At 45.2% G+C, this 11,648-nt stretch carries 11 protein-coding genes; 6 read left to right on the forward strand and 5 right to left on the reverse strand.

The genetic code is table 11. The features are described from left to right. Positions 1–838, forward strand: an 838-nt coding sequence (locus tag ACOJTG_RS03640) for an ABC transporter permease (RefSeq protein WP_420152563.1), incomplete at its 5' end; no start/stop codon positions are given. A 64-nt stretch (positions 839–902) separates the two neighbouring features. Here the strand turns inward: ACOJTG_RS03640 and ACOJTG_RS03645 are convergent. The 4 genes from ACOJTG_RS03645 to ACOJTG_RS03660 form a co-directional block, all read right to left on the reverse strand. Continuing rightward, positions 903–1,820 carry a helix-turn-helix domain-containing protein gene (locus ACOJTG_RS03645; protein ID WP_420152564.1) on the reverse strand — a complete coding sequence of 306 codons (918 nt, stop codon included), beginning with the start codon at positions 1,818–1,820 and terminating at the stop codon, positions 903–905. 47 nt (positions 1,821–1,867) lie between these two features. Beyond that, positions 1,868–2,692 (reverse strand): SDR family NAD(P)-dependent oxidoreductase, encoded by an 825-nt coding sequence (locus ACOJTG_RS03650; RefSeq protein WP_420152565.1) that lies wholly within the window; start codon positions 2,690–2,692, stop codon positions 1,868–1,870. Positions 2,693–2,805: 113 nt separating this feature from the next. Continuing rightward, complete coding sequence (locus ACOJTG_RS03655; protein ID WP_420152566.1) at positions 2,806–3,768, reverse strand: helix-turn-helix domain-containing protein; 963 nt, start codon at positions 3,766–3,768, stop codon at positions 2,806–2,808. A gap of 136 nt (positions 3,769–3,904) precedes the next feature. Continuing rightward, positions 3,905–4,744: an SDR family NAD(P)-dependent oxidoreductase gene (locus ACOJTG_RS03660; protein ID WP_420152567.1), complete on the reverse strand. Its 840-nt coding sequence runs from the start codon at positions 4,742–4,744 to the stop codon at positions 3,905–3,907. Between the two features lie 256 nt (positions 4,745–5,000). On the opposite strand from ACOJTG_RS03660, the gene ACOJTG_RS03665 reads away from it, so the two are divergent. From ACOJTG_RS03665 to ACOJTG_RS03675, 3 genes are all read left to right on the forward strand, one after another. Beyond that, on the forward strand, positions 5,001–5,183 hold the full coding sequence (locus ACOJTG_RS03665) for a hypothetical protein (protein ID WP_420152568.1): 183 nt from the start codon (positions 5,001–5,003) through the stop codon (positions 5,181–5,183). Between the two features lie 93 nt (positions 5,184–5,276). After that, positions 5,277–5,864 carry a helix-turn-helix domain-containing protein gene (locus tag ACOJTG_RS03670; RefSeq protein ID WP_420152569.1) on the forward strand — a complete coding sequence of 196 codons (588 nt, stop codon included), beginning with the start codon at positions 5,277–5,279 and terminating at the stop codon, positions 5,862–5,864. Between the two features lie 75 nt (positions 5,865–5,939). Further along, on the forward strand, positions 5,940–7,064 hold the full coding sequence (locus ACOJTG_RS03675; protein WP_420152570.1) for an FAD-dependent monooxygenase: 1,125 nt from the start codon (positions 5,940–5,942) through the stop codon (positions 7,062–7,064). A gap of 366 nt (positions 7,065–7,430) precedes the next feature. On the opposite strand, the gene ACOJTG_RS03680 is transcribed toward ACOJTG_RS03675, so the two are convergent. Beyond that, positions 7,431–8,549 (reverse strand): DUF4932 domain-containing protein, encoded by a 1,119-nt coding sequence (locus ACOJTG_RS03680; RefSeq protein ID WP_420152571.1) that lies wholly within the window; start codon positions 8,547–8,549, stop codon positions 7,431–7,433. A 618-nt stretch (positions 8,550–9,167) separates the two neighbouring features. On the opposite strand from ACOJTG_RS03680, the gene ACOJTG_RS03685 reads away from it, so the two are divergent. Both ACOJTG_RS03685 and ACOJTG_RS03690 read left to right on the forward strand, forming a co-directional pair. After that, positions 9,168–10,136: a glycoside hydrolase family 43 protein gene (locus tag ACOJTG_RS03685; RefSeq protein WP_420152573.1), complete on the forward strand. Its 969-nt coding sequence runs from the start codon at positions 9,168–9,170 to the stop codon at positions 10,134–10,136. A 543-nt stretch (positions 10,137–10,679) separates the two neighbouring features. Then, a partial coding sequence (locus tag ACOJTG_RS03690; protein ID WP_420152572.1) for an aldo/keto reductase occupies positions 10,680–11,648 on the forward strand: 969 nt, incomplete at its 3' end.

Below are 11,648 nucleotides of genomic sequence, written 5' to 3' on the forward strand. Positions count from 1 at the left end.
AGGTAAAGCGGGTGATCAAAACACGGACTTTCAAATTCAGTCCGTGGGGTATGATTTGGTAAAAACATTGAAGCTACAGGTCAAGGGGCGTGATTTTTCATCCGCTTTGGCCACGGATTCATCTCATTATTTAATTAATGAAGCCGCCGCCCAGCGTTTACCTTATCAGGATCCGCTGGGTCAGGATTTAACCGTTTGGAATAAGCCTGGTAAGATTATTGGTGTTGTAAAAGATTTCCACTTCGGGTCTTTGCATAAAGCCATAGAGCCGCTAATTATTCGGCTTAATACAGAGGCTTCCGAGCAAACCATCATGATTCGGACGCAGCCCGGTACTACTGAAACCGCACTTGCTCAACTACGCACCACCTATCAGCGGTTTAATCCAGAGTACCCTTTCAATTACCAATTTGCGGAGGCAGATTATGAGCAATTATACCAGAAGGAACGAGTAATAGGCGTATTGGCTAACCTCTTTGCGGGTCTGGCCATCGTCATTGCCTGCTTAGGACTTTTTGGACTGGCCGCCTTTATGGCAGAGCAGCGAATCAAGGAAATTGGCATTCGCAAAGTACTGGGAGCGTCCATGGCGGGAATTGTCGCCCTGCTTTCAAAAGATCTGTTAACCTTGGTTTTGATAGCTGGTGTAGTAGCCGCTCCAATCGCCGGATATAGTATGAATCAATGGCTTGAAGACTTTGCGTATCGCATCGAATTATCGGGATGGATTTTTCTCGGAGCGGGTTTATTCGCCCTGGTGGTAGCCTTACTCACGGTTAGTATACAAGCGATGAAAGCGGCTCGTTTGAATCCGGTTAAAACCCTAAAAAGTGAGTAGTCGGATTGCGGATCGGATACGATTGAATTCCGCCCTTTAATCCTTCTGGGTAGATTCCCCTACCTTAGTTGAACGTGGCTCTGAATTCCAGGGGAGAAAGGTTGGTCTTACTTTTAAAAAGTTTACTGAATGATTGGGAATGTTCGAAGCCCAGTTCGTAGGCAATCTCACTGACGTTTAGCTGCGTAGTAGAAAGCTTTTCTTTCGCTTTTTCAATGAGTTTATAGCGGATATACTGTTGAGCGTTTTGACCAATCAGCGAGCGTAGCAGATCACTCAGATAGCCGGGTGAAATATGCAGGTGTTCGGAAAGAAACTGGACCGTAGGAATGCCCTGATGTAAAGGTTGTCCCTTTTCAAAATACTCATCCAGAATCGTTTCTACCCGTTGCAGTACGTCATGGTTGACTGATTTACGGGTGATAAACTGCCTTCGGTAAAAGCGGTTGGCGTAACTGAGCAACAGTTCAATCTGGGCGATGACGATATCCTGACTAAACTCATCAATCCGGCCCCGTAGCTCTTTTTCAATAATTTGGTAAACGGATAGAATAATTTCTCTTTCGCTATCCGATAAATGAAGGGCCTCATTGGCCGTGTAGGAGAAGTAGCCGTATTGCTTAACCTTAGGGGCTAAGGGATAACCGAGAAAAAAGTCGGGATGGATGAGCAGGATATAACCCTCGGAATTTTCCGCGTAATTGCCGCTACCGACCAACTGATTCGGAGCCACAAAGAGCATACTGCCTTCGTCATAGTCGTAATGACCCTGACCATACCGTAGTTGGCCGCTTAATTTGGTAATGAAGGTTACCTTATAGAAGTTCAGTACATCGTAAGCCGGTAATTTCGTAAGATCAGGACTATTGCCAAGCGTAAAATTCATCACGCTAATCAGCGGATGTTGCGGTTTGGGCAGTCCAAAAATCTGGTGTACTTCCGATATAGAGTTAATTCGGATAAGCTTTTCGTCGTTTTTCATAGGCATAGCCCTTACGGCCTAATGAGCCGTAAGGGTAGTAAGTGTTTTTACCAAGGTATAAGTACTTCGCCAGGACCCGTGAATACGCCGGAAGGTCCGTCCTCATCTAGAGCGACCCGGACGGGCTCACGGGATCCTTTTTCCACCGTATCCGTACCCTGAAAATTATTAAGGGCCGTAGCAGTAAAGCCCGGACTGACCGCACGAACGTTAATGTTAGCCTCTTTCAATTCAAGGGCAAGGGCTAAGGTAATGGCATTCAGGGCAGTTTTGGAGGCTCCGTATATAACCTCAAATGATCCGTAATAAGGCCAGGATGGATCCGAATTCAGGGTCAAAGAACCCAGAGCACTGGATACATTGACAATACGGGCAGCGGGCGATTGACGCAGGAGGGGCAAAAAGGCCTGCGTAACCGCCAGGACGCCAAAAACATTGGTTTCCCAAACGCTACGCATTTCCTCCAACGAAGCTACACTGGCCCGGTTCGCCTGCATGACCGCTTCGAGCGTACGGCCGGGCTTGCCGGCGTGGGAGATGGCAGCGTTATTCACTAAAAGATCAAGACGTCCAAATTTCTTTTCCACCTGGGCTACAGCGGCTTGTATAGACGAGGGGACGGTGACGTCTAACTGGATCGCTTGTGCCTGGCCTCCGATGTCTTTCGCGGCGGTTTGACCATTTTCCCAATTCCGTGAACCTACGTAAACCACGTAGCCGTTGTCGGACAGTGCTTTTGCGATTTGAAAACCCACGCCTTGATTAGCTCCGGTTACGAGTGCAATTTTTGATTGACTGGGTACATGCGAATGAACGATAGCTGATTGATTGGCCTGCATTAGATAAGAATTAAGTGATGCAGCAAAGCTCACGGTTCTCGTGCTGGGGTTTGTAGCTAAAGTCAGACTCTTTGTAGCTGAATTGAGGATGTTACAGATAGCTAGCAAGCCAATGGATTGATAAGGTACTAAACGACCACCTCTTGCTATGCAATGTTTTGTAGAATGGGTTGATTCGCCAACGAACTATTTTTTCGAAACAACGATGGGGATACATTAACCTTTTTACGGAAAAAGGCAGTAAAGGCCGCCTGTCCCGAGAAGCCCAGCCCGTCACTGATTTTATTGATATCCCAATCGGTTTGTACTAGTAAGGATTTTGCTTCGTGCAACAGGCGATCCTGGATGTGTTCCCGTAACGTTTTGCCCGTGTGATTTTTAATCAGAGCATTTAAATAGTTGGGGTGAACGTGCAACTGGTCAGCGAACTCGGCGGCGGTTTTCAGCTTTACGGAATCGTCAGGGGCCTGTACCCGAAAGGAAGATTCCAGTAGGGATAAGAATCGATAAATGTAGCCGTAGTTTTCAGAAACGGGTTTTTGGATGCTGTTTTTCCCGGCCCGTTTGCTTTCCAGTAACACAAGCTGTAATTGTAATACAATGGCCTGCTTTTTATCTTCCGCATCGCCCCGCTCTTCGCTAAGCATGGTAGCAAAACAGTTATCAATTACCAGTGATTGACGATCTTCTAACTGAATAACGGCCTGGTCGGCTTGGAAATAGGGAAACTGTCTCAATAGCTGCAACACATGCTCCGCATCGGGGCCGAAAAAGTCCGGATGAATTAAGCAGAAATGACCGCCGGTTTCTTCCGAGGTCGTTTGCCAGGACATGATTTCGTCGGGATGTACAAAGGCGATTTCATGGCGTGCCATCTCATAGCGATGCAGTCCAATGGTAAGAATACCCGTACCCGAAGTCATGTGGAAAATCTTGTAAAATTTTCTGCGGTGTGGAGAGATATAATCCTTAACCGGATAATCATTACGATTTTCAACGATGAAATGGCCGGAATGAACGGGATAATGTTCCACATTCAGCAAGGGGACTTTGTACTCTTTGGCTGCGAATGTTTCCAGTTCAATCCGGGGTATACTGAGATGTTCCATGTTCGCTAGGTGTCCAGTGCCAATAACAGTAATCCGCTCGCTTGGGCTGAACGGATTCTCCTTTACAAAAATGGGCACGAATCGTTAAAAAACTAGGCACCCGACTGAATGGCCGGATGCCTAGAGAGAAGGCCGTTTAAAAATCGGTGGACTTGCTCATGCTTTCAAAGGTTTTCAAGTCATTTTGCAGCATTTCGATCTTACTATGAGCCATGGCGAAGGAATCGGAACCGAGAAACAGATGGAGGGGCTTGGTCTCCAGTTCTGCCACCTGGATAAAGGCCGCGGCCGCTTTTTCAGGGTCACCGGGTTGGTTGCCAATGATGTGCTCGTTATGAACGATTTCCAGTTCACGTGCTTCCGTGTAGTCGGCGATCGGATGAGCCGCCGTACGCAGAGATCCTTGCAGCAGGAAGTTTGTTTTGAAGTAGCCGGGGTATACGACCGTTGCGGAGATCCCCATGGATTTGGTTTCGGCGGATAAGGCTTCGGTTAAGCCGACCACCGCAAACTTGGTAGCGTTGTAAATCCCCCATCCCGGAAAAGTACCCATAAAGCCGGCAATGGAAGAAATGTTGAAGAACGAGCCGGACTTCTTTTCGCGGAAGAGCGGCATCACGTGGCGGATCACGTTCAGGGTTCCGAATACGTTTACATCAAAGTTCGCCCGAGACTCTTCGTCACTTAGTTCTTCCAGGGTTCCCAACTGACCATAACCGGCGTTATTGACGACTACGTCGATGGTGCCGAATTGGTTAACAATCTGCCGGATCGTATCAGCCATAGCCTGGCTATCATTCAAATCGACCTGAAGGGGGAGAAAAGTATCCCCCTGAAAGCCCACTTCTTCTTGCAAAGCCTGAGCATCACGTGACGTGGCTGCTACGGGATATCCTTCAGTCAAAAGACGTTTTACCAAGGCTAGTCCTAATCCTTTCGAGGCTCCAGTAACGAACCATACTTTTTTTGTTGCCATGATTTTCTTTGTTTTGGTAGGGTACAAAGGTGGCTGGGATCGGACCGCTGGGGTTTGTTCCAAAGAAAGCAGTATTTGTTAGTTTCAAAGATTCACTCCCATCTATGAAATCAGGCCTGCGGTTTAGGAGCAAAAGCTTAGGTTTGGATGACCTGTAGACCTACGCCAGGGTAGCGGAGAAGAAATACGCTCAGAGAGGTAGCGAGTGGATAGAATAACCGCGTAGTCGCTACTTTTAAGAATCAATTTTTTAGCTATGCTGAGAAAATCAACCGCTATTCCTGTCAATCCGATGGCCAACGAATTAGGTTGGGGGATGGCCATTGAACGATTCACGGTCCAAAATCTAGAGGTGGCGGGTATGCAGGATGCCAAGCGATCGCATCGGGAGGATGGGTATTCTTTTTTTCTGCTCGAAGCGGGACTCGTTTCTTTATAGATCGATTTTCAGGACTATACCCTTGTAGCCCCTTCCCTGGTCTACCTACACCCTAATCAGGTACATCGGATCATCAGGTTCGAGAACGTAACGGTGAGTAGCTGGTCTCTTACTGCCGAGCAAATAAAGCCAGAGTACATCAAGCTACTGGAAGAAATGGCCCTGGCAATTCCATTAGTATTGACCCGTGACATGTATTCGCTACTGAAGGAAACGGTGGCTCTTTGTCTCAAGTTTTCTGAATTGAATAGGCATCGATTCCATCAGGCGACATTCCGGGATGGTTGCAATACCCTGGTGTCTTTAGCAATCTCGCAGTTTTTTGAATACGGTAAAACCGAAGAAATGCTTTCGCGATTTGATGTGGTCACTCGAAACTTCAAAAAACTTCTGGAGCAACAGTATATCACCAACAAGCGTCCAGCAACGTATGCGGAAAAGCTGCACTTGTCTATTCCCTATTTAAACGAATGTGTCCGGAACAGCACCGGTTATTCGGTTTCACAGCACATTCAGCAACGTATCATTTTAGAAGCCAAACGCCTACTGGTTCATTCGGACCGGTCGGTTAAAGAAATTGCTACCGAGCTAGGGTACGATGATCTTCCGTACTTTTCCCGACTTTTTAAGAAAGCTACGGGAATGACAGCCCTGGCGTTCCGACTTAAAAACCTCGATTAGTCCCATACTTCCTTCGTACGGTCATTTCGTGGTCACTAGGGGTAACCTTCCTTTGTGTACGTAAAAACGTGCATAATGGAAGCAACAAAAAACAAAAAAGTGCTCATTTCAGGGGCCAGTATCGCGGGCCTCACTACGGCGTACCTGATGAATCAACTGGGGTATCAGGTAACGATTGTGGAGATAGCAAGTGAACTACGGGTCAATGGTACGCCCGTTAACATCGAAGGCGAGGCTTTAGCACTGGCGAAACGAATGGGAATAGTCGAGCAGATCAAAGCAAATCGACTGAAGCTGGAACGCATTGAATACAAAAATGCGGACGATTCCACCGAAAATGCGATCCAACTGGATACCGAGAGTTCGGAGCAAGCGGATGAGAACATCGAAATTGAGCGGGAAACCTTTTTACGAATTCTGTATACGGCTTTGACCGGAGACGTTGAAATTATTTTCGACAATCGGATTACTTCATTAATCGAAAGTCAGGAGGCGATAAAAGCCACGTTTAAAACGGGTTCAGAACATTCGTTTGACTTGGTACTGGGCTGCGACGGCTCTCATTCTGGCGTAAGGAAACTATGGTTTGGGGATGAAAAACACTACACGCACTTTTTGGGCCTGTATTTTTCCATTACCATTGTGCCTCAACTACTGGTACAGCAAGGTACGCTGCAATTGTACAATGTGCCTGATAAAGCAATCATGCTGAATGCGTATCAAGGCAAGACCGATGTTACCTTCTGTTTCTTTTCGGAAAAGGAAATCTCCTATGATTATCGGGATACGGATCAGCAACGAAAATGTATCGTAGACCAATTTAAAGGCGAAGGCTGGCGAACGCCCGAATTACTGGAAGCAATGCAGCGATCCGAGGGATTTTACTTCGATAAACTCTGTCAGATTAAAATGCCCTCGTGGACGAAAGGCCGAGTCGCTTTAATTGGTGATGCGGCGTATTGTGCTTCGCCAGCGGCGGGAAAAGGCGGAACGCTGGCGATGATGGGTGGGGGAGCACTGGCGGATGCACTGGAGAAACATAACGGCGATTATCAGATAGCCTTTGATGCTTATAATCAAGGATTACGGTCCTTTGTAGAAGAAGTGCAGGCCGAGGCTAAAGAGAATGTAACCAAGTACCTAGTTCCTAGAACCCATGAGGGGATTCGGGAAAGAAATGAGGGACGGTTTTTTGAATGAAGCACCCGAAGGGTAAGGTTAAAGAGTGGGTCCAATGAGTAGTTGCAGCACAGGTATCATTCCTAGTTTTTCCTGCTACTGACGCAAACAATTAAAATAAAAGTAGTTTCGCCGATTATCTACTAGTATTGCTGAACGGCAAGGGCTGAATAAAAACGCTTCTTCGCAACATCATCAACGAAGTCATTTAAGCTAACATTGCCGGGGTATATCAACCGCGGCAATGTTAGCTTAAATGATACCCTGCTTTTCCCTCTCTTTGATTCAACAATCAATCGTAGTTGGCAGCAGACAGAAAGTTAAATAGGTGGCGGTTAAACAGATAAATTTCCATTTTAAACGCAACTGCACCAGGTTATATCCATTTTAATTTTGAAATAATTTCAAAAATTCAGGATAAATATCATCAATTTTTTTATCAGGATTTTCAGTACGAACTTTCAATAATTTGTCGGTAAACTCCTGCATCTTAGGAAAACCTCTTTCTTTCATCAAAAGAATAACATTTTCTTTAGCTGAAAGAAAGTCTTTATTATCGTAATTGTCTTTGCAATACAATACAAAAATACCAAAGGTCATATATTCATCAAAGACTTTTACAGGATTCGGATACGCCGAAACACCTTCTATGTCATCATTTGTCCAAGCTTTCCGGTCTTTAAAATACTGATTGATCGTCTCTTGGTTTGCGACCGTTGGCTGCTTGACATAATTGTGGTCAATTTCGGTAAACATTACTCTGGTGTTAAACAATTCGTTTTCACGTTCCGAAAGCTTTTCCAGCTTATCAAGCGGCGGCAAAACCATATAAATGAGCTTGAAATTGTTGTTTACAAAATCGCCCGTATAATTCAAACTGTTAATTAGCGGTGAGCAAAAAATGGCATAACTGTTCTGTACTGTTTTGAAATTTTTTTCCAGCCACTTCCATTGTTTGCCAAGATTTGCATTTGTTTCATAATTGGAAACAATCTCTGCGTAATAGGGCTTGTGGCTCTTATAAAATTCTCTGAACTTCGATTTCCTGGCGAAGTCTTCAATTGATGTTTTGTAAGTAGTGATCGGATTTTCTGTGATTTTACTGTTTGAAACAGCAGTCGCCGGGAAATCGAAAATTTTGTTTTTAACTAATTTATTTCCTTTGAAATCGTAGGAAATGCCATTGCCTGTAAGAAAGATATAATTGTAGGCTGAAGCGACGATAAGAGAGTCAAATGTTTTGATGATCGGTTCATTTTGATAAGACTTAAAATGAGCAATAACATCTTGATAATATTTGCCTTTCTGTTCTACCATATCATCATTTTCTATACCTGATGGGGTAATGGCGATCATGATATGAACCAGCTCCTTTACTTCATTAATTTCAATTTTATATTTTCCCTGATTTTCTTTTTTAAACTTTTCTGTAAAATCAACTTTGTATTGTGCTTTTGAAAAAATAGAAGTCAATATCAATACTGTTAACAAGAAGATTTTTTTCATTATTCTAATGAAATTTATTGTTTTTTGTTTAAGTCAGGGTCTTTACTGTAGATAGCGAACTAGGCACTAAGAAGCGTAGCTAACGAATGAAAACCGAAGAATAAATGTTCAGTTTACCATGAGTAATGGTAAGACCTTTTGATCCTGCGAACTTACAGAAATCACTCGTAAAAAGCAATGGGATTACATCAAACGAAGATGACTTAACATTTGTTTATATTTTCGTTTTGAGTAATGAAATCTTATACTATTTTTTATTTTAATGATGGATTCGTTTATAGGGCATTCAACTTAAAAAAGAAGCCATCAATAGATCATTAGTCAATGAGGATTACGCACATAAGCATTTTTGTATGTATAGAACATTTTAGAAAATAACTTGAAGAAATATGCCCATTTGCGGAGTTGTTTCGCTTAGGTAAACATTCTTCTTCAGAACGGCCGCCATTTATAAGGTCGTTGCACATCCTCTCAATAATCAGTTCATTTGCCTTTTCCTACCGATACGCTATAGCTCGGCACTCCAGTGCAAGCACGTAAATGTGTACTTTTTCCAAGAACGAATCGAGTAGTAATGATTTATACGAAGCTATACTCCAAAAAATGAAAGTAATTCTAATGTATTTGACCCTTTCGCTGGCCTCTTTGCAGTCCTATGCACAGGCAACAAAGGAGATTTTTTTTGCCGATGTAACGATATATGTTGAGAAAGGCAAGTACTATCTAACGGGTTCACAAGGAGGGGAAGGTAAGCCGCAGGGGTTTGCTTTGTTAGAATCAAAGGACCTGAAAACATGGGCAGTGCCAGCAATGGCAACCGATTCGCTGGGTATGATCCTGACCAAAGGCGACCACACGTTCGGCACGAAAGGTTTCTGGGCACCCCAAATATTCAGCGAGAAGGGCACGTATTATCTGACTTATACGGCTGATGAACAAACCGTATTGGCCCAGTCAAAATCGTTACTGGGTCCTTACCGACAAAAAGAAGTGGGTCCGATCGATGGCTCTGAGAAAAATATCGATTCCTATATTTTTAAGGATACGGATGGGAAATACTACCTCTACAGTGTACGCTTTGATAAAGGCAATTATCTGTATGTCGCCGAGTTTGACCTGAAAACTGGAACGATAAAGGCCGAAACCCTGAAACGATGTTTTAACCAGACCGAGCCCTGGGAGGCAACGCCTAATTATCAATCAGCACCCATCATGGAAGGACCTACGGTGATAAAATTGAACAACAAATATTACCTGTTTTATTCTGCCAATCATTTTCAGAACATCGATTATGCGATTGGCTATGCGGTAGCCGATTCGCCTTACGGGCCTTGGGTAAAGTATAAAAACAACCCAATCATTCATCGTTCGATCGTTGGCGAAAATGGCTCCGGCCATGGTGACCTGTTTGAAGGAATCGACAAGCAAATCTATTACGTGTACCACATTCACAACTCATCCGAGAAAGTGGGCCCCCGCCGGACCCGGATCGTACCCGTCGTCAAACAATGGGATAAAAAAGCCGGTGTGTATCAATTTAGCGTAAAAGGGGATGAGGTCATTGTCCCAGTAATGGCCGAAAAATAAGGCGTGTGGTTCAGGAAAGGGAAGTTATGTAAGCTAGCTTAAAGCTGTTAAACCTATTTCACTTATTCGTTGGTACTTAGGCTCGGGAATGGTAAAATCGTGTTGATTGAACAATCGTCGCTTTTAACTACAGGCGTTTTGTACGCTCGATCTAAGCAGCCTCCGAGCCTCCTGGACTACTGCCTCCATCCTGATAGATTTAACTCATGTTTTAGTCAAGCCAGCGAACGTTGAAAAGATTACTACTCCCCTGTTACGTTTTCATGGCCGAACGCGATAGTCATGAAAGTTACCTGAAGTCTAACGTTTACACCATTTTCTATTTTCTGAAGAGGCTTCGGTGTAGGGAACGCAATGGAATATAGTAGTAGCCTCTTCCAGAGCTACTACTATATTCCATTGCGTACAAGGGCTTAAAGAATGGGGTATTGGTAGCAGGTCCCAAAAACCGTTCGCCCTGTTTATCCAAGAACCAATTTTCTTATCTGCGGGCTGGCCGTTCTTTTTTGAGAAGTGACGTATTCAAACTAACGGTATACACGTATGGAATACATTCGCTTAGGTAAATCGGGTTTGGTGGTTTCCCGGATCTGTCTGGGAACCATGACCTACGGTACGCCCACCGAACGCTGGCCCTGGGCCCTGAACGAAGAGCAAAGTCGCCCTTTTATCCAAAAAGCTCTGGAGCTGGGGATCAACTTTTTTGATACCGCTGATGTCTACTCCAACGGCAAAAGTGAAGAAGTGGTGGGCCGGGCACTGAAAGCATTGGCCCGCCGCGAAGAAATAGTTCTGGCTACTAAAGTATACAACCCCATGGGCCCCGGACGCAATGAGCGTGGCCTGTCGCGTAAACACATCATGGCCGCCATTGACGCCAGTTTACAGCGTCTGGGCACGGACTACGTTGATTTGTACCAGATTCACCGCTGGGACGATCAGACGCCCATTGAAGAAACGATGGAAGCCCTACACGACGTCGTTAAAGCGGGGAAAGCCCTGTACATCGGAGCCTCTTCGATGTATGCCTGGCAATTTGCCAAAGCCCAGTATACGGCCGATCTGCACGGCTGGACCCGGTTTGTATCCATGCAGCCGCATTACAACCTGGTGTACCGGGAAGAAGAACGGGAAATGCTACCCTTCTGTGCCGATCAGCAGATCGGTGTAATTCCCTGGTCTCCGCTGGCACGCGGCCTGCTGTCAGGCGGACGCAGCAAGGAGCGTAACGAAACCGAACGAGCCCGTACGGATGCCTTTGGCAAAAGCCTTTATACCGAAGCAGATTTTAGCATTGCCGATCGGGTCACCGAAGTAGCCCAGCAACGGGGACTTCCCAATGCCCAGGTAGCCCTAGCCTGGATGCTTAGCAAGCCCGTTATTACTGCTCCGATTGTGGGAGCCAGTAAGCCGGGTCATCTGGAAGATGCCGTGGCTGCGGTCTCGGTACAGTTGACTGCCGAGGAAATTCAGCGGCTGGAAGAAGACTATCAGCCCCATTCTATCAAGGGT

It is taken from the genome of Siphonobacter sp., assembly GCF_048595215.1.
In the GTDB taxonomy this organism is placed as follows: Bacteria; Bacteroidota; Bacteroidia; order Cytophagales; family Spirosomataceae; genus Siphonobacter.